17 protein-coding genes and 1 pseudogene are annotated in these 19,600 nt (G+C 39.7%); 12 read left to right on the top strand and 6 right to left on the bottom strand.

Translation table 11 applies throughout. From position 1 onward, the window contains the following. Position 1: 1 nt before the first annotated feature. The 4 genes from EGS71_RS08850 to rpoD form a co-directional block, all read right to left on the bottom strand. Entirely contained in the window at positions 2-535 is a 534-nt protein-coding gene (locus EGS71_RS08850; RefSeq protein ID WP_000626048.1) for a hypothetical protein, read from the bottom strand. An 80-nt stretch (positions 536-615) separates the two neighbouring features. Next, the gene (gene lipB, locus EGS71_RS08845; RefSeq protein ID WP_000050858.1) at positions 616-1,269 is read right to left on the bottom strand and encodes a lipoyl(octanoyl) transferase LipB; all 654 of its coding nucleotides are present in this window, start codon (positions 1,267-1,269) and stop codon (positions 616-618) included. Between the two features lie 183 nt (positions 1,270-1,452). Then, on the bottom strand, positions 1,453-1,740 hold the full coding sequence (locus EGS71_RS08840) for a YbeD family protein (protein ID WP_000887099.1): 288 nt from the start codon (positions 1,738-1,740) through the stop codon (positions 1,453-1,455). A gap of 97 nt (positions 1,741-1,837) precedes the next feature. Further along, positions 1,838-3,724: an RNA polymerase sigma factor RpoD gene (gene rpoD, locus EGS71_RS08835; protein WP_001281941.1), complete on the bottom strand. Its 1,887-nt coding sequence runs from the start codon at positions 3,722-3,724 to the stop codon at positions 1,838-1,840. Between the two features lie 358 nt (positions 3,725-4,082). On the opposite strand from rpoD, the gene EGS71_RS08830 reads away from it, so the two are divergent. Beyond that, positions 4,083-4,289 carry a PA3496 family putative envelope integrity protein gene (locus EGS71_RS08830; protein ID WP_000099358.1) on the top strand — a complete coding sequence of 69 codons (207 nt, stop codon included), beginning with the start codon at positions 4,083-4,085 and terminating at the stop codon, positions 4,287-4,289. 75 nt (positions 4,290-4,364) lie between these two features. Then, positions 4,365-4,889 carry a YecA family protein gene (locus EGS71_RS08825; protein WP_001274941.1) on the top strand — a complete coding sequence of 175 codons (525 nt, stop codon included), beginning with the start codon at positions 4,365-4,367 and terminating at the stop codon, positions 4,887-4,889. A gap of 123 nt (positions 4,890-5,012) precedes the next feature. Here EGS71_RS08825 and EGS71_RS08820 read toward each other — a convergent pair whose 3' ends face one another. Next, positions 5,013-5,945: a rhodanese-related sulfurtransferase gene (locus EGS71_RS08820; RefSeq protein ID WP_000994657.1), complete on the bottom strand. Its 933-nt coding sequence runs from the start codon at positions 5,943-5,945 to the stop codon at positions 5,013-5,015. A gap of 111 nt (positions 5,946-6,056) precedes the next feature. Here EGS71_RS08820 and EGS71_RS08815 point away from each other — a divergent pair, with 111 nt between their 5' ends. Then, entirely contained in the window at positions 6,057-6,542 is a 486-nt protein-coding gene (locus EGS71_RS08815) for a DUF1289 domain-containing protein (protein WP_001981983.1), read from the top strand. Between the two features lie 70 nt (positions 6,543-6,612). On the opposite strand, the gene gltA is transcribed toward EGS71_RS08815, so the two are convergent. Continuing rightward, on the bottom strand, positions 6,613-7,887 hold the full coding sequence (gene gltA, locus EGS71_RS08810) for a citrate synthase (protein ID WP_001287579.1): 1,275 nt from the start codon (positions 7,885-7,887) through the stop codon (positions 6,613-6,615). Between the two features lie 953 nt (positions 7,888-8,840). Here gltA and sdhC point away from each other — a divergent pair. The 9 genes and pseudogenes from sdhC (at position 8,841) to sucC (ending at position 19,597) form a co-directional block, all read left to right on the top strand. After that, a complete protein-coding gene (sdhC, locus tag EGS71_RS08805) occupies positions 8,841-9,242 on the top strand; it encodes a succinate dehydrogenase, cytochrome b556 subunit (protein ID WP_001984863.1) in 402 nt (133 codons plus the stop codon). Further along, a complete protein-coding gene (sdhD, locus tag EGS71_RS08800; protein ID WP_000833672.1) occupies positions 9,242-9,607 on the top strand; it encodes a succinate dehydrogenase, hydrophobic membrane anchor protein in 366 nt (121 codons plus the stop codon). The genes sdhC and sdhD overlap by 1 nt, the downstream gene beginning before the upstream one ends. A gap of 12 nt (positions 9,608-9,619) precedes the next feature. Further along, entirely contained in the window at positions 9,620-11,455 is a 1,836-nt protein-coding gene (gene sdhA, locus EGS71_RS08795; protein ID WP_000500957.1) for a succinate dehydrogenase flavoprotein subunit, read from the top strand. Positions 11,456-11,469: 14 nt separating this feature from the next. After that, a complete protein-coding gene (locus tag EGS71_RS08790) occupies positions 11,470-12,180 on the top strand; it encodes a succinate dehydrogenase iron-sulfur subunit (protein ID WP_000086385.1) in 711 nt (236 codons plus the stop codon). Positions 12,181-12,463: 283 nt separating this feature from the next. After that, a pseudogene (locus tag EGS71_RS08785) lies at positions 12,464-12,593 on the top strand (hypothetical protein). A 157-nt stretch (positions 12,594-12,750) separates the two neighbouring features. After that, positions 12,751-15,591, top strand: coding sequence for a 2-oxoglutarate dehydrogenase E1 component (locus EGS71_RS08775; protein ID WP_001984866.1), 2,841 nt, complete (start codon positions 12,751-12,753; stop codon positions 15,589-15,591). Next, the gene (gene odhB, locus EGS71_RS08770; protein ID WP_000179879.1) at positions 15,591-16,787 is read left to right on the top strand and encodes a 2-oxoglutarate dehydrogenase complex dihydrolipoyllysine-residue succinyltransferase; all 1,197 of its coding nucleotides are present in this window, start codon (positions 15,591-15,593) and stop codon (positions 16,785-16,787) included. Before EGS71_RS08775 ends, odhB begins: the two co-directional genes overlap by 1 nt. 62 nt (positions 16,788-16,849) lie before the next feature. After that, positions 16,850-18,283: a dihydrolipoyl dehydrogenase gene (lpdA, locus tag EGS71_RS08765; protein WP_000082610.1), complete on the top strand. Its 1,434-nt coding sequence runs from the start codon at positions 16,850-16,852 to the stop codon at positions 18,281-18,283. A 147-nt stretch (positions 18,284-18,430) separates the two neighbouring features. Beyond that, positions 18,431-19,597, top strand: coding sequence for an ADP-forming succinate--CoA ligase subunit beta (gene sucC / locus EGS71_RS08760; protein ID WP_001048573.1), 1,167 nt, complete (start codon positions 18,431-18,433; stop codon positions 19,595-19,597). Positions 19,598-19,600: the final 3 nt, after the last annotated feature.

The following is a 19,600-nucleotide window of genomic DNA, read 5'->3' as shown; positions in this document are numbered from 1 at the left end:
GTTATGCGCTCCGCTTGAAGTAAGACTTAGCTACTTTTAAATAAATATTTGCAGCTTGGTTGAATTTTTCTTTTAGGGTAAGTTCAGTTGGGTATTCTTTAACAGCGAGTGAAGCCACCAATTTCGGTAAAATGAGAGACTCCATTTTATTGAGGCAGCGGACTAAACGAATTGCTGCGGATACATCACCATCAGCAATCATACGGTCATTTGCAAAGGCTTGAGCAGTACTTTCCTGAAAAGAGAAAACCAAAAAAGCATGAGTTACATGCTTAAAAGTAATGGTTAAATCAGGCTTTTTTTCCGCTCTTTTCAGCAGTTCTAATTGTTTATCTTCTGTCACTCGTGCAAAAAATGCGGGTCCATTTGGGAAGACATTCATTGAAAGTACAAAGTGAACAGGAAATTTAGACACTTCCTCTTGTATTTCACTATCTACTTGACTCGCCATGACTAAGCCTCGACCAACAACGTCCATCATGAGCTTAACGTAGGCAAGTTGCAGAGTGGGCTTTACAGCTTTTGTCGAAATCACTTGCTATCCCTTCTTAAAATTATGCAAAAGCAAATTTAGAGTAATTACTCTAATATATTTTTATTCCATCTCAAAATCATTTATTCAATTTTGACTTCTGGGTCATTAAAGTACCCAGTAGCTTTAATATACTCAATAAAGTCCTGACAAAGTTGTTCAAATGATGGATATGGAGTCACTAAATCTTGTATGCGGACCATTTCTAATCCTGCATAACCACAAGGGTTGATGGTTTGAAAACCAGTTAGAGCACAGTCCAAGTTTAGGGCTAAACCGTGATAACTACGTCCACGGCGAATTTTGAAGCCTAATGAACCAATCTTTCTGCCATCCACATAAACGCCTGGTGCATCAGGTTTTGCATATGCTTCAATGTTATATTTCTTTAAAACATCTATCATAAATTGTTCAGCAAAACTGACCAATGTGCGTACATTCCATTTCAGTCGATTAAGGTCAAACATAAAGTAAGCGACGAGTTGACCAGGACCATGCCAAGTTACTTGTCCACCACGGTCAGTTTGTACTACAGGAATGTTTGATGGAATCAGAATATGTTCTGGTTTTCCAGCCTGACCTTGAGTTAGTACTTCATGATGCTGGAGTAACCACAGCTCGTCTGCTGTATTTTCATCACGTTGATTGGTCAGGTTCTTCATCGATTCGAATTTGCTTTGATAATCTTGTAAATCGTTCCACTGACGAATAATCAAAGTGGGTTTATCAAGGCTCATTAAACATTTTCCTGTGCATGGTACTTAACAGAAGGGAAGTCTCTCAACTTTAAATTATGAGAGTATGCTTTTGATGAGTTTAAAGTATTTTGCTTAAGCGGTTCTAAATATTTGTAATTATTTCTATAAAGATTGGTATAAATAAAAATGCCATGACATTAAATTTGTCATGGCATTTTAAAATTAAAGCGCAGTTCTTATTTGCGGACAAGCAGCCAAGTCTGCATATAAAGCATGCACTTGTTCCAATTCATCAAAGCGTAATTGCGCGGTTAATGAATGGTATTTGCCTGTACGTGATTCTTGTACTTTTAACGTTGTTTGGTCAAAGTCAGGAAAATGTTTCACTAGAATATCAACGACAGCTATACGTAATTCTTCACCCGCATCGCCAATGAGCTTAATTGGATAGTCCATTGGAAATACCCAAAGGTCTTCACGGAGTTCGCGAGATGGAGTGCGGTCTAACATAAGTAACCTCATCATGTGAAACGCCTGCATCATCGCAGGCGTTTATAGCTCTTTCTATTAAATGGGGACTAGTCTCGAAATTTCAAGATTTCAAAAATTAGTCATTCTCTAGGAAAGAACGCAAGTGTTCAGAACGAGAAGGGTGACGTAATTTACGCAATGCTTTCGCTTCAATCTGACGAATACGCTCACGTGTTACATCAAACTGCTTACCTACTTCTTCTAAAGTATGATCGGTTGGCATATCAATACCAAAACGCATCTTCAATACTTTTGCTTCACGTTCAGTTAAGTTTTCTAAAACTTCACGAGTTGCTTCTTTTAAGCCTTCTGAAGTCGCAGCATCAATTGGAGAAGTGATGTTCTGGTCTTCAATAAAATCCCCAAGATGCGAATCTTCATCATCACCGATTGGAGTTTCCATTGAAATTGGCTCTTTCGCAATTTTAAGAACCTTACGAACTTTAACCTCATCCATTTCTAAGCGTTCGCCTAACTCTTCAGGAGTAGGTTCACGGCCCATTTCCTGTAATAATTGACGCGATACACGGTTAATTTTGTTAATCGTTTCAATCATGTGTACAGGAATACGAATTGTACGGGCCTGATCGGCAATAGAACGGGTAATTGCCTGACGAATCCACCAAGTCGCATAAGTCGAGAATTTATAACCACGACGATATTCAAACTTGTCTACGGCTTTCATCAAACCAATGTTCCCTTCTTGAATCAAGTCAAGGAACTGTAAACCACGATTGGTATATTTTTTCGCAATCGAAATTACCAAACGAAGGTTGGCCTCTACCATTTCTTTTTTCGCACGACGAGCTTTGGCTTCACCAATTGCCATACGTTTAGAAATATCTTTAATTTCACTAACGTTTAGGCCAAGCTCTTTTTCGATATCTGCAATTTTTTGCTGGAAGGCTAAAACATCAGGACGAACTTTTTCCAAGTGAGCCTTGATTTCAGCTGGAGCTTTAGCAATTTGTTCATCTAACCAAGCAGGATTAGATTCCTGTTTCGGGAAAGATGTACGGAACTGGTTACGGTCCATACGACCACGACGTACTGCATAACGCATAATTTCACGTTCATTGGCACGAATTTGTTCATGAGTTCCGCGAATCATTTCTGAAATGATGTCAAATAAACGTGGAGTAAATTTAAACATCATAAATACAGTTGCTAAAGACTCCAGAGCTTCATTTGCTTCAGGGCTATTACGGCCATGTTTTTCGATGACAGCTTTAGTTTGAGCCCATGCAGCTTCTAATTCAGCAAAACGAACTTTTGCAACTTCAGGGTCTGGACCTGAATCACCTTCAGAATCATCATCACCTTCAGACTCTTCTTCTTCATCGTCATCATCAAGCTTAACTTCTTTCGTTGACTTTGTAGATGATTCGTCTTCTTCCTCAAGCTCTTCAACATCTTCTAAAACTTCCGGAATATCTTCGTCAGTTTCAGGGTCTAAATAACCAGATAAGATATCGGCAAGACGGCGTTCGCCAGTTAAAAAATCATTATATTCTTTTAATACAACTTCAACAGCATTTGGCCAGTAAGCGATTGAGTTCAAGACATCACGAATGCCTTCTTCAATACGTTTAGCAATGCTGATTTCACCTTCACGGGTTAACAGTTCTACTGTACCCATTTCACGCATGTACATACGTACAGGGTCTGTCGTACGTCCAGGCTCATTTTCAACAGATGCAAGTACGGCAGCAGCTTCTTCTTCAGCAACTTCATCAGTTGCATCAGCTGATTCGCCGAACATGGTATCGTCAGATTCAGGTGCACGCTCGTGTACAGGAATACCAACGTCTTGAAGCATCTGGATGATGTCTTCAATCTGTTCGCTTTCAGTAATCGAGTCCGGCAGATGATCGTTAACCTCAGCGTAAGTTAAGTAACCTTGTTCTTTGCCTCGGCTAATCAGAGCCGCTACTTGAGAAGTAGGGGAATGCATATCGCTCATCTTTGCTTACTCTTTGTTGAATCTGTGGCAGTGAAAAACCGTGCATGATAGCACAATTTGCTTGAAATGTTTGGGCTTTGATCGGTGACCGTTAAATAAAAAATATCTTTGAATTCACGACTATTTTTTGAATATTGGGCTAAAATCATTTTTTTCAAGGTTAAATCATAGAAAAATTTGTAGAAATCTTCGCTTATCAAAAGATTGTTCTGTTTTATAAATACACAATTTTTTGGGTGAAAAAAAGTACAAATGAGCAATTAAATGAAAAAAATATAAATAAAACTTGACAAGGAAAAGTAAGACAGATAAATAGCGGCTAGACCCATTCACATTTTTTCATTATGAGGTAGTTTTAGTGTCTTCTACAGATTTTGAACTAGATGATAACTACGGCGATGATGATGATGTCGGTTTTGATGAGTCATCAGGCAAAATCAGTGCAAAAGAATCGTTGGAAAAACGTAGATTAATTGATGATCTATTGGCACAGCGCCGTTTAGAGCGTGAGTTAAAAGATTTCGATTATGATTTAGACGATGATGATCTTGATGACGAAGACTAATCAAAACTAAATAGGGCATCGTCAGCTTAAGTGCTATGCTATCGTCAATTTCTTTTTAAAGTCAGGTAACACACAATGAGTGCATTAGATTTAGACCAATTAAGTGAATATCTAGATGGAGACCACAATGAGTATGGTCTAGACTTTGCTGCAACTCATGGATTTTTGTGTGCAATTGCAGTAGGCCCTCAGTTTGACCGTTGGTTAGATGAATTGTTCGAAGGTAACCAGAAAAAGGTTCCGGCTGAAATTATTCAACAAATCAAGGTTTGGCTAGAGTCGATTCGTCAAGATTTAGCAAATGAAAATGGGATTGAATTTCCATTTGAAGTTGAAGAAGCTGACGTTGAATCAAGCTTAGGCGATTGGAGTGTAGGGTTTGTTGATGCAATGTTCTTAAATGAAGAGGCTTGGTTTGCCCCTGAGTATGAAGAACAATTGGTTGATTTGACTTTACCAATCATGGTTTTTAGCGGAATTGATGAAGAAGATCCACAGATGGAATCTTTCCGTCGCAATGGACAGTTAATGGATGAACTGGCAGAAGAAATCCCAGATAATTTGAATGAGTTATATTTGATGTACCATACTCCAAATTAATTTATTAGAAGAAATAATAAATAACGTCCTTTCTAGGGCGTTTTTTATTGTCAGAATTTATTTGTATGAATTAAAAAAAGGCATCTAGAAAACTAAATGCCTTTTTTGAAACTCTATTAAATCTTATAGACGTTTACGTTTAGCGGCAGCAATTTGTGATTGGCGCATACGGAAGCCAGCTTTTTGTTTTTCAGTGGTTTTATCAATACAGTACAAGCAAGAAACACCATGTTCATAGCTTGGTAGCGCAGACTCTTCAGGAGTTAAAGGCCAGCCACAAGCATGACATTTAATATTTGCACCTTCTTCAACACCATGAGTTACAGCAGTACGTCCATCAAATACGAAACATTCACCTTCCCAAAGGCTTTCATCAGGAGGAGTTTCTTCTAAATATTTAAGAATACCGCCTTTAAGGTGGTAAACCTCTTTAAAGCCCTCTTGAAGAAGTAAAGAAGTTGATTTTTCGCAGCGAATACCGCCCGTACAGAACATCGCGATTTTCTTATCTTTATGTTGTTCTAACTCTTTTTTTACATATTTAGGAAATTCGCGGAAAGTTTCTGTTTTTGGATCAATCGCACCTTTGAAAGTTCCGGCTTTATATTCATAATCATTACGTGTGTCGATTAGAATCACATCATCACGTGCAATAAGCTCATTCCATTCTTTAGGATCAAGATAGTGACCCACTAAATCACGAGGTTTTACTTCAACGCCTAAAGTCACGATTTCTTTTTTAAGCTTGATTTTCATTTTACGGAAAGGTTTGTCAGAACTATGGGACTCTTTATATTCCATAGCGTTAAAACCTTCGTTTAACAGAAATTGATGAATCGTATCAATTGCTTCACGGTCCCCAGCAACAGTACCATTAATTCCTTCACCTGCTACAATCAGAGTTCCGCAAAGGTTAATTGTTTTCACTAAGTCTAAAAGACGTTGTTGAAGATCAGCTGGATCTTGAACTTCTTTAAATTGATATAGTGCTGCAACAACCCAACCCGCGGTCGCTTGCTGTTCTACAGGTGCAAGCTGTTCTACAGTAGCGTTCATGGAAAACTCCAAATGTATTAAGATAGAAATTTAAGGCGCATATTTTAGCGCGAAAATTCGTAATAAGCGAGAAAACCATAAAAAGTATATGGTTTATTTAAGGAGTCTGTTTTGAGTAGTGATCATCGAATGCTCTCTCTCACCCCATGTGCAGGGCGTTGTTCAACAGTTTTTGGTGATCAGGTGTGTCGTGGTTGTCGCCGCTTTAACCATGAAGTGATTCAATGGAATACCTATACGGCAGAGCAGCGTTTAGCTGTCTGGAAGCGTTTAGATGATCAATTAGACCAGATTTTAGTACCTATGTTGCCGCAGGCGAATCTACAACATGTAGAAGGATTTATATTAGGTAAACGTGTCAGGTTAATGGAAGGGGCGAGTAAAGGGCGTAAACTCTACCATGCCTTAAAAATATGTGAAAAGAATAAGCATTTAGCTCATGAGAGTGGTTTGGGGATTTCAGAAGCACAAGTTAAAGAAGTATGGACTGAGTTTGAAAGACGTATTTTAGCTTTGGCTAAAGCAAGTTATGAGTTGGCTTGGCTAAGAGCTGATGGTATCAGTCATCACTTGTTAAATATGTTTGAAGAAGAATAACTTTTAAAAACTTATTTATAAAAAAAAGCTGCCATTAGGCAGCTTTTTTACATTAATGTTCTTTCGAATATTAACGCTTGATGTCACGTTGCACTTCACCAGTGTAAAGCTGACGAGGACGACCAATTTTGTAAGGACCGCTGTGCATTTCTAACCAGTGACTGATCCAGCCAACTGTACGTGCAAGAGCGAAGATAACGGTAAACATTTCTGTTGGGATACCAATCGCTTTAAGGATGATACCAGAGTAGAAGTCTACGTTAGGGTAAAGTTTACGTTCAACAAAGTACGGGTCGTTCAATGCAATACGTTCAAGTTCCATAGCAAGCGCTAATTGAGGATCATTGATACCTAATGCTTCAAGAACTTCGTCACAAGTTTGCTTCATCACTTTAGCACGTGGATCGAAGTTTTTGTAAACGCGGTGACCGAAGCCCATAAGTTTAACTTCTTTGCGTTTAACTTTTTCCATGAACTCAGCAACATTTTCAACGCTACCGATTTCATCAAGCATTTTAAGAACTGCTTCGTTCGCACCACCGTGTGCAGGACCCCAAAGAGCAGAGATACCAGCAGAGATACACGCATATGGATTCGCACCAGTAGAACCAGCAAGACGAACTGTAGAAGTAGACGCGTTTTGTTCATGGTCAGCGTGAAGCGTAAAGATACGATCCATTGCACGAGCAAGAACAGGGTTTACTTTGTAGTCACGGTCTGCAGGAGTTGCAAACATCATGTGTAAGAAGTTTTCCGCGTAATTTAAGTCATTACGTGGATAGATGAATGGCTGACCTACAGTATATTTGTAGCTCCAAGCAGCAAGCGTTGGAATTTTAGCAATCAAACGAATCGCAGTAATTTCGCGGTGGTTGATGTCTTCAATGTCAAGGTTGTTGTGATAGAAAGCAGATAATGCGCCTACTACACCAACCATGATTGCCATAGGGTGAGCATCACGACGGAAACCATTGAAGAAACGGCTAACTTGATCATGAACCATAGTATGAGCACGAACTTTCGCATCGAACTCAACTTTTTGTTCAGCAGTTGGTAACTCGCCATTTAATAATAAATAACAAGTTTCAAGGTAGTCTGCTTGAGTCGCTAACTGGTCAATCGGGTAACCGCGGTGTAATAAAATACCTTTGTCACCATCGATAAATGTGATTTTAGACTCGCATGAAGCTGTCGCCATAAAACCAGGATCAAAAGTAAAGTGACCTGAGGCCAATACATCTTTAACGTCGATTACATCGGGACCTAATGTGCCACTGTAAATTGGTAATTCAATTTCTTTGCCATCAAGATGTAATACGGCTTTTTTGCCAGTTGCTTCAGACATTCAATAGATCTCCTGTCCTGGTGAATGATTATCTGACTCGAAATCCTAATTTTCTCATGTGCGAATCAGACGGTGTCAAAATTTGCTATAAGATTAGTGAGTACTGAAATTTTGTCAATTATACTTATGGATAAAAAATGACGTTCCCACAGAGAGTTAGTCATCAAGACCCGAGCAAAAAAGTCAGTAAAATCACTGCATCGGGATGGTATCATAAGTCAATTCAAGAAGAACGTGCAGAAAAAAAATGAAGCGTGAGTACAATTGTAAGCAAATTTTTAAATAAAAATTAAGAATAGGATAACGTTATAAAATGCCAATCCGATTAAAAAAATCATAAAACTCAGGCTGTAATTTTAAATTATGATTCAAAAATCGCCACATTATCACTATTTGATAATTCCAAAAGTTGTCTTTTTTTTAAGTTTAATTGTTTAAAAAATAGCTCATTGAACAGTCTAGAAAAAATTAAAACTCATTTTTTGTAAAAATAGTGATCATTGTTAACAGTCAAGTAGCACTTTATTTCTTTTGATATAAATACGGATAAACCCTCTTTATAGATAAAACTGAATAAAATTAGCAGGTAAGAAGCAGTTTTATTTATATTTTTGTCTTGAGTTGATGATTTATTAACTTTATCTTTAGTCTAAAATGCACTTATTTTAAATAAAACTGTAGAAAAGCAATTTTTTATAAAAGATGAGATTAAACAAGCACATGTTTTGTTTGATCTTAACTTCGGGATAGGAAAGGATGCTGTTTGGCTATGTGAATGATTCTTATTTGATGAGTTTTTGCGGAAAAGCCAAAGTCGATTGTTTGTATTTTGATATTTCGCGTTTTATAATTCAGTGTCGTTTATAGGTTAGGCATGAGCTGTGCTTGCCTAACAATGCCAGCTTTCCTTGGAATTAATTCAACAAACTCCGGTCGGAGTTTCTACCTACAGGATGCCCGCTGTGAAAAGCAACAGACCTGTCAATTTGTCCATGGGTCAGGTGTTAGCGGTAAATTTACGCTCACCCGTGGCTATTGCATCAATTTTACACCGTTTATCAGGTGTCATCGTTTTCTTATTAGTACCAGTTCTCTTATGGATTCTAGATAAATCATTATCTTCACCAGAAGGATTTGACTACGTTAAAAATGTCGTTTTTGGAAATATCCTCGTACGTTTTGTTGTGTGGGTATTTGTAGCCGGCTTGATTTTCCACTTTATTGCTGGGGTTAAGCATTTGCTTGCAGATCTAGGTTTTGCTGAAGAACTGCAAAGCGGTCGTATTGCAGCGACAATTTCATTGATCTTATCTGTGGTAGCCATTATCGCAGCCTTTGTATGGATTATGTTCTAATGAAAAGTGCTACAGGTTTAACAGGTTCAGGTTCTCGTGATTGGTTTATCCAGCGTGTAAGTGCTGTGGTATTGGCAGCTTATACTGTTGTTCTTTTTGGTTGGATCCTCTGCAAAGGCGGATTTGACTATCAACAATGGGCTGGCTTCATGATGACATTACCAATGAAGATTTTCTCTTTATTGGCAATTTTGTCGCTTATCGCACACGCATGGATTGGTATGTGGCAGGTTTTTACTGACTATGTCACTACTCGTCAAATGGGTCCTTCAGCGAAAGGTTTACGCCTTGTACTGACTACGGCTGTCATTATTGCAGTGTTTGTGTACGCAATCTGGGGTATCCAGATTTTCTGGGCGAATTGATAGGAAGATATCATGGGCGCGATAAACCCTAAAGAAGATTATTCAAATATTCAAAACCTCACTTTCGATGCTGTTATCGTTGGTGGTGGTGGTTCTGGTATGCGTGCATCTTACCAACTTGCTCAAGCAGGTTTGAAAGTTGCAGTACTTACTAAAGTTTTCCCAACACGTTCACATACAGTTGCTGCTCAGGGCGGTATTGGTGCGTCGTTAGGTAACATGCAAGAAGATAACTGGCATTTCCACTTTTACGATACAGTAAAAGGTTCTGACTGGTTAGGTGACCAAGACGCAATCGAATTTATGTGTCGTGAGGCGCCAAAAGTTGTTTATGAACTTGAACACTTAGGTATGCCGTTTGACCGTAACGCTGATGGTACAATTTACCAACGTCCGTTCGGTGGTCACTCTGCAAACTATGGTGATAAACCAGTTCCACGTGCTTGTGCAGCTGCTGACCGTACTGGTCACGCTTTATTGCACACGCTTTATCAAAGCAACGTGAAAATGGGTACTCAATTCTTCGTTGAGTGGATCGCTCTTGATTTGATCCGTAACGAAGCGGGTGATGTACTTGGTGTAACTGCAATTGACCAAGAAACTGGTAACATTGCAGTATTCCAAGCAAAAGCAACATTATTTGCAACTGGTGGTGCTGGTCGTGTTTACCGTGCATCAACAAATGCTTATATCAACACTGGTGACGGTCTTGGTATGGCTGCTCGTGCTGGTATTCCATTACAAGATATGGAATTCTGGCAATTCCACCCTACAGGTGTTGCGGGCGCAGGCGTATTGTTGACTGAAGGTTGTCGTGGTGAAGGTGCGATCCTTCGTAACAAAGACGGCGAACCATTCATGGAACGTTATGCACCAACTTTAAAAGACTTGGCTCCGCGTGACTTCGTATCACGTTCTATGGACCAAGAAATTAAAGAAGGTCGTGGTTGTGGTCCAAAAGGTGATTATATCTTGCTTGATATGACTCACTTGGGTGCTGACACAATTATGAAGCGTTTACCATCTGTATTTGAGATTGGTAAAAAATTCGCAAACGTTGACATCACTAAAGAACCAATTCCAGTAGTACCAACAATCCATTATCAAATGGGTGGTATTCCTACGAATATGCATGGTCAAGTGTGCTTACCAGAGCCTGGTACAGACAACTACACTAAACCTGTAAAAGGTTTCTATGCAATCGGTGAGTGTTCATGCGTATCAGTACATGGTGCGAACCGTTTAGGTACGAACTCACTTCTTGACTTGGTTGTATTTGGTAAGGCTGCTGGTGAGCACATTATTGATTACGTAACTAAGCATCATGGTGATGAATATGCACCGCTTCCAACAAATGTATTAGAGCAAACTTTAGCTCGTGTACGTAAATTGGATGAATCAACTTCTGGCGAAAATGCTCAAGAAGTTGCTGATGCAATTCGTGATATCGTTCAAGATCACGCAGGTGTATTCCGTACTCAAGCATTGCTTGATAAGGGTGTTAAAGAGATTCTTGCTCTTGAACCACGCGTGCGTAACATCCACTTGAAAGATAAATCTAAAGTATTTAACACTGCACGTGTTGAAGCGCTTGAAGTTGAAAACTTATATGAAGTTGCAAAAGCTACATTAATTTCAGCTGCTGCGCGTAAAGAATGTCGTGGTGCGCATACGGTAGTTGATTATGAATTACCAGCTGATCACCCAACTTATTCATACGGTCGCCGTGATGATGAGTGGATGAAACATACTTTATGGTATTCATCAGATAACCGTTTGGAATATAAGCCAGTGCGCTTCAAGCCGTTAACTGTTGATCCAATTCCACCAGCACCACGTACATTCTAATCGGGAGTATAAAGATGAGTAGAGGTACTCGTACATTCGAAATCTACCGCTATGATCCTGATAAGGATAAAGCGCCGTACATGCAAACTTTCAAGCTTGAGTTGACTGATAAGCACCGTATGTTGCTTGATGCATTGCTTGCTTTGAAGGTTCAAGACGAAACGTTAACATTCCGTCGTTCTTGCCGTGAAGGTATTTGTGGTTCTGATGGTGTGAATATCAATGGTAAAAATGGTTTGGCTTGCTTGCAAAACCTTAACGATTTACCAGAGAAAATCGTAATTCGTCCATTACCTGGTTTGCCGGTTGTTAAAGATTTGGTTGTTGATATGAACCAATTCTATGATCAGTATGACAAAATTCAGCCATTCTTGATCAATAACCAACCTGCTCCACCTAAAGAGCGTTTGCAATCTCCTGAAGAGCGTGAACACTTAAATGGTTTGTATGAGTGTATTCTTTGTGCATGTTGTTCAACTTCATGCCCATCATTCTGGTGGAACCCTGATAAATTCTTGGGTCCTTCAGCGTTGTTGAATGCATATCGTTTTATTATCGACTCTCGTGATACTGCAACTGCAGAACGTTTGGCTCGTCTTGACGATCCGTTCAGTTTGTTCCGTTGTAAAGGTATTATGAACTGTGTGTCAGTATGTCCTAAAGGTTTGAATCCAACAAAAGCAATCGGTCATATCCGTAATATGTTGTTAGATCAAGCGGGTTAATTCTGCGCAAATAGAGAACGCACATCCTTGATGTGCGTTTTTTTTTAATTTTATAATACGTGTCTTATACTTTAGTCGGTAAAAGAGGGGTTTTTATATAAAGCACCATATATTAATAGATAAAATTGGATATGTATTTCGCCAATTTATAGATGGTATGTGTCAAAAAAATCAATCGTTCGTTAAGAACATGATACGATTTGCCACAAAGTTATAGGTGAAAAAAGCGTATACTAGTGAAATTAAATTAAGTGGCACGATCTTAGATCTGTGCTTAATTTTTATGGTTAAAGTCATTTTAGAAAAGTTAATTTTAAAGTTAATTTTTCTAAAAAGATTTGCAAAAAATTGCTCGGTTTTTTATCGAGTATAAGGTGAGTGATGATGCCATTGAGGGCGTTGTGATTCATTAATTACCTATGGAGTTTTCTCTCTAGGTAGTATGACGCCCCATGGTCTTGAAGACCTGTTGGGTAAGTAGTGTCATTTTTACCAATTTGACATTATGCATCATGGGTATGCTTAAAAGGCAGCCTGTAATATTTTTTGCAATAGGAAATGGGTCCACAAATGCAAGAAGTTGCTGACGCATTGCGTCTTGACACTGAACTTTCCGCTGATAGTGCAGCGTATATTGAAGAACTTTACGAGCAGTACCTGACTTCCCCAACCTCCGTCGCTGAGGACTGGCGCCAATATTTCGATAAATATCCAAAGGGTGACCAACCACACAGCGCTGTGCGTGAGCAATTCCTATTACTAGGACGTAATGCTAATCGTGTTCAACCTGTTGTACAAAGTACTGTAAGTACTGAACATGAGCGTCGTCAAATTGGCGTTTTACAACTCATTGCTGCTTATCGCAATCGCGGACATCAAAAAGCTAAGTTAGATCCGTTAGGTCTTGCTAAGCGTGAAGATATTCCTGATTTAGATCTTTCAGCACACGGTTTAACCAAATCAGATTTAGACACAGTATTCAACACAGGCAATCTTGAGATCGGTAAAAGCGAAGCAACGCTTGCTGAGATGATTGAAGCAATGGAAGCAATCTATTGTGGTTCGATCGGTGTTGAATATATGCATATCGTGGACACAAAAGAGAAACGTTGGATTCAACAGCGTCTTGAAAGTGCCCGTGGTAAATTCAATTTCTCAAATGAACAAAAGAAAGGCTTCTTAGAGCGTTTAACCGCTGCTGAAGGCTTAGAAAAATATCTCGGTAATAAATACGTCGGCGCTAAACGTTTTGGTGTTGAAGGCGGCGAATCTTTTATTCCTATGGTAAATGAGATTATCCAGCGTGCTGGTGCCGTAGGTTGTAAAGAAGTTGTTATCGGTATGCCACACCGTGGTCGTTTGAACCTTCTTGTTAATATTATGGGTAAAAACCCTGCGGACTTATTTGGTGAGTTCGAAGGTAAAGCACTTCATAAGAAAGGTTCTGGTGACGTTAAATACCACCAAGGTTTCTCAAGTAATGTAATGACTCCAGGTGGTGAAGTTCACTTGGCATTGGCATTTAACCCATCTCACTTGGAAATCGTTGGTCCTGTAGTCGAAGGTTCTGTACGTGCGCGTCAAGTACGTCGTAGAGACATCGGCGGTGATGACGTATTACCAGTTATTGTTCATGGTGATGCTGCATTTGCAGGTCAGGGCGTGAACATGGAAACCTTCCAGATGTCACAAACTCGTGGCTATACGGTTGGTGGTACAGTTCATATTATTGTGAACAACCAAGTTGGTTTCACAACTTCTGATCCACGTGATGCGCGTTCGACAGAATACTGTACAGACGTTGCTAAAATGATTCAGGCTCCTATCTTCCATGTAAATGGTGATGATCCTGAAGCTGTTATCTTTGCTACTCAATTAGCACATGATTTCCGTCACGAATTCCGTAAAGATGTAGTCATCGATTTGTTCTGTTACCGTCGCCGTGGCCATAACGAAGCAGATGAGCCATCTGGTACACAACCATTGATGTATCAAGTGATTGCTAAGAAAGCAACTACTCGTACACTTTATGCTGATCAATTGGTACAAGAGAAAGTGCTTGACCGTGCTGAAGCTGACCAAATGGTTGAAGATTATCGTGCTGATTTAGAAGCGGGTAATCATGTAGCGAATGCTTTGATTCTTGAGCCGAACACTAAAATGTTTGTAGATTGGACTCCATATTTGGGCCATGAATATACAGACGATTGGGATACTTCATTTGACATAAACCGCCTTAAAGAGTTAGGCGAGGGCATGAGCAAGCTTCCTGAAGGGTTTGTAATGCAGCGTCAGGTTCAAAAAGTAATTGAAGACCGCGTGAAAATGCAAACTGGTGAAACTCCATTGAACTGGGGTGCAGCAGAAACTTTAGCTTATGCAACTTTATTAGATGAAGACTATCTAGTTCGTATTACTGGTGAAGACGTGGGTCGTGGTACCTTCTCACACCGCCATGCGAAATTGCATAACCAAGTTGATGGTTCAACTTACATTCCTCTTTGCCATGTGAAAGAGAACCAACCGCGTTTTGCGATTTATGACTCTCTTTTATCAGAAGAAGCAGTTCTTGCATTCGAATATGGTTACGCAACTACAATTCCTAAGAGCTTGATTATTTGGGAAGCACAATTTGGTGACTTCGTAAACTGTGCTCAGGTTGTGATTGACCAGTTTATTGCTTCTGGTGAGACTAAATGGGAACGTGTTTGTGGTTTAACAATGTTGTTACCGCATGGTTTCGAAGGTCAAGGTCCAGAGCACTCTTCAGCTCGTTTAGAACGTTTCTTACAGTTATGTGCTGAAGACAACATGCAAGTGATTACTCCAACGACACCTGCACAGATTTTCCATGCATTACGTCGTCAGGCTGTACGCCCAATTCGTAAGCCATTAATCGTAATGTCACCGAAATCTTTACTTCGTCATAAACTTGCGACTTCTACTTTAGAAGAGCTAGCACATGGTTCGTTCCAAACTGTAATTGACGAAATTGATCAAATTAACAAGTCAGATGTAACTCGTCTTGTACTTTGTGGCGGTAAAGTTTATTACGACTTACTCGAAAAACGTCGTGAACAAAACTTAACTAATGTTGCAATTGTACGTATTGAACAGTTGTATCCATACCCAGAGCAACGTCTTGCGGAAATCTTGGCTGCTTATCCAAATGTGAAAGAACTCGTTTGGGCGCAAGAAGAGCCGAAGAACCAAGGTGCTTGGTTGTTTATCGCACCGCGTTTATATGACGATATCTTAAAATCTGGCAAACAAATCCGTATCAGTTTTGCAGGTCGTGAAGCTTCTGCTGCACCAGCTTGTGGCTCACCGTACTTGCATGCAAAACAACAAGCTCAGCTAATTAATGATGCATTGGCAATCGAAGCTGAACAATCAGGAGATTCTCAATAATGGCAACCGAAATTAAAGCACCGGTATTCCCAGAGTCTGTTGCAGATGGAACCATCGCAACTTGGCATAAAAAGGTGGGTGAACCTGTATCACGTGATGAAGTAATCTGTGATATTGAAACCGACAAAGTTGTTTTAGAAGTTGTTGCTCCTGCAGATGGTAGCTTGGTTGCAATCATTAAAGGTGAAGGCGATACAGTTCTTTCTGACGAAGTTATTGCTCAATTCGAAGCTGGTGCTGGCGCAGCGGCTGCTGCTCCTGCGGCAGTAGAACAAGCAGTTGCTCAGACTCAAGCTGGTGCTGCTCCTGTTGTTGAGCGTAATGAAACTGTATCTGATCAAGCTCCTGCGGTACGTAAAGCGTTAACTGAATCTGGTATTGCTGCTTCTGACGTACAAGGTACTGGTCGTGGCGGTCGTATTACTAAAGAAGATGTTGCAAACCATCAAGCTAAACCAGCTGCTAACGTTACTCCATTAAGCGTTGCTGTTGGCGAGCGTATCGAAAAACGCGTTCCAATGACTCGTTTACGTAAACGTGTAGCTGAGCGTCTTCTTGCAGCTACTCAAGAAACAGCAATGTTAACTACATTTAACGAAGTTAACATGAAGCCAATCATGGAATTACGTAAGCAATATAAAGATGCTTTCGAAAAACGTCATGGTGCTCGTTTAGGCTTCATGTCATTCTTCGTTAAAGCAGCAACTGAAGCGCTAAAACGCTACCCAGCTGTAAATGCTTCAATTGATGGCGATGATATCGTTTATCACGGTTACTATGACATCGGTGTTGCAGTATCTTCTGATCGTGGTCTTGTTGTACCAGTATTACGTGATACTGACCGTATGAGCTATGCAGAAGTTGAAGCAGGTATTGCTGCTTACGCTGCTAAAGCACGTGATGGTAAATTATCTATCGAAGAAATGACTGGCGGTACTTTCACGATCACTAACGGTGGTACTTTCGGTTCATTACTTTCAACTCCAATTTTGAACCAGCCGCAAACTGGTATCTTGGGTATGCATAAAATCCAAGAACGTCCTATGGCGGTAAATGGTCAAGTTGAAATCTTGCCAATGATGTACTTAGCGCTTTCTTATGACCACCGTATGATCGATGGTAAAGAAGCTGTAGGTTTCTTAGTAGCAATCAAAGAATTGTTAGAAGAACCAGCTAAACTCATTCTTGATCTTTAATTTCTTCGAATAAATACCTACCAGGGTAGAGTAATCCTCTATCCTGGTTTATGGAGATAAAAATGTCTCAACAATTTGATCTTGTTGTCATTGGCGGTGGTCCTGGTGGTTATGAAGCTGCGATTCGCGCTGCTCAACTAGGCTTCAAAGTCGCTTGTATTGAAAAACGTATTCACAACGGTAAGCCTTCTTTAGGTGGTACTTGCTTAAACGTAGGTTGTATCCCTTCTAAAGCTTTGCTTGATTCTTCTCATCGTTATGAAGATACAGTGCATCATTTAGCTGATCACGGTATTACAACTGGTGAAGTGAATTTCGATCTTGCAAAACTTCTTGCTCGTAAAGACAAAATTGTTGACCAATTAACTGGCGGTATTGATCAATTGCTTAAAGGCAACGGTATCGAGTGGTTAAAAGGTACAGGTAAATTACTTGCTGGTAAAAAAGTTGAGTTTGTTCCACATGAAGGTGAAACTCAAATTTTAGAACCTAAATACGTAATTCTTGCGTCTGGTTCTGTGCCTGTAAATATTCCTGTAGCTCCTGTAGATCAAGATATTATTGTTGATTCAACTGGCGCATTAAACTTCCCTGAAGTACCTAAGCGTTTAGGTGTAATTGGTGCAGGTGTAATCGGTTTAGAACTTGGTTCAGTATGGCGTCGTCTTGGTGCAGAAGTTGTTGTATTTGAAGCAATGGATGCATTCTTGCCAATGGCTGATAAAGCACTTTCTAAGGAATATCAAAAAATCTTGACTAAACAAGGTTTAGATATCCGCATTGGTGCAAAAGTATCTGGTACTGAAGTAAACGGTCGTGAAGTGACTGTTAAATACACTCAAGCTGGTGAAGACAAAGAACAAACGTTTGATAAGTTAATCGTTTGTGTTGGCCGTAAAGCTTATGCTGAAGGTTTATTGGCTGAAGATTCAGGTATTAAATTAACTGAACGTGGTTTAGTTGAAGTAAATGATCACTGTGCAACTTCTGTAGAAGGTGTATATGCGATTGGTGACTTAGTACGCGGTCCAATGCTTGCTCATAAAGCAATGGAAGAGGGCGTAATGGCTGTTGAACGTATTCATGGTCATGCAGCTCAAGTAAACTATGACACAATCATTTCTGTTATCTATACACACCCTGAAGCGGCGTGGGTTGGTTTAACTGAAGAGCAAGCTAAAGAAAAAGGTCATGAAGTAAAAACTGGTCAATTCGGTTTTGCTGTAAATGGTCGTGCTTTAGCTGCTGGTGAAGGTGCAGGTTTTGTTAAGTTTGTTGCTGATGCAAAAACTGACCGTTTATTAGGTATGCATGTGATTGGGCCTGCGGCATCTGATATCGTTCACCAAGGTATGATTGCACTTGAATTTGTATCTTCTGTTGAAGATCTTCAGTTGATGACTTTTGGTCACCCAACATTCTCTGAAGTTGTTCATGAAGCTGCACTTGCTGTAGATGGTCGTGCAATTCACGCGATTCAACGTAAGCGTAAATAAAATAAAGAGCGGTCCTCCGCTCTTTTTCACATTCGATGGTGTGATTAAAAAATCATCAAGTTGATAGACGTAGACAGCAATTTGCTTATACAACATGAGAATGTTGCGCAAATTGAAGACAACAAACAAAGTTAAGTAGGTAACTAAATGAACTTACATGAGTATCAAGCTAAAGCGTTATTGAAAGAATATGGTATGCCGGTACAAGAAGGTATCTTGGCAACCAATGCAGACGAAGCAGTTGCTGCATTTGAACAGCTTGGTGGTAAATTCGCTGTAATGAAGGCGCAAGTTCATGCTGGTGGTCGTGGTAAGGCTGGTGGCGTTAAAGTTGCAAAATCTAAAGAAGATGTTATCGAATTTGCAAACAATATCATTGGTACTCGTCTTGTAACGTATCAAACAGATGCAAATGGTCAACCAGTAAACAGCATCATTGTTGCTGAAGACGTATATCCAGTTGAGCGTGAGCTTTACTTGGGTGCGGTTGTAGACCGTTCTAGCCGTCGTATTACTTTCATGGCTTCTACAGAAGGTGGTGTAGAAATCGAGAAAGTTGCGGAAGAAACTCCAGAAAAAATTATCAAAGTTGAAGTTGATCCATTAGTTGGTTTACAACCATTCCAAGCACGTGAAGTTGCGTTTGCTTTAGGTTTGAAAGACAAACAAATCGGTCAATTCGTGAAAATCATGACAGCTGCTTATCAAGCATTTGTTGAAAATGATTTCGCTTTATTTGAAATTAACCCACTTTCAGTTCGTGAAAATGGCGAAATTTTATGTGTAGATGCGAAAGTAGGTATCGACTCTAACGCGCTTTACCGTTTACCTAAAGTTGCTGCTTTACGTGATAAATCTCAAGAGAATGAGCGTGAGTTAAAAGCATCTGAATTTGATCTTAACTATGTTGCTTTAGAAGGTAACATTGGTTGTATGGTTAACGGTGCTGGTCTTGCAATGGCAACTATGGACATCATTAAACTTTATGGTGGTCAGCCTGCAAACTTCCTTGATGTTGGTGGCGGTGCAACTAAAGAGCGTGTAATCGAAGCGTTCAAAATCATTCTTGCTGATACGTCTGTACAAGGTGTTTTAATCAACATCTTCGGTGGTATCGTACGTTGTGACATGATTGCTGAAGCAATTATTGCAGCGGTTCAAGAAGTAAATGTAACTGTTCCAGTTGTTGTTCGTTTAGAAGGTAACAACGCTGAGTTAGGTGCGAAATTACTTGATGAATCTGGTTTGAAATTAATTTCTGCGAACGGTTTGTCTGATGCCGCAGAAAAAGTTGTAGCTGCAGTTAAAGCGTAAGGG

The sequence above is a fragment of the Acinetobacter sp. FDAARGOS_559 genome (assembly GCF_003940475.1).
In the GTDB taxonomy this organism is placed as follows: Bacteria; Pseudomonadota; Gammaproteobacteria; order Pseudomonadales; family Moraxellaceae; genus Acinetobacter; species Acinetobacter baumannii.
This window is presented reverse-complemented; position numbering and strand designations above follow the sequence as displayed.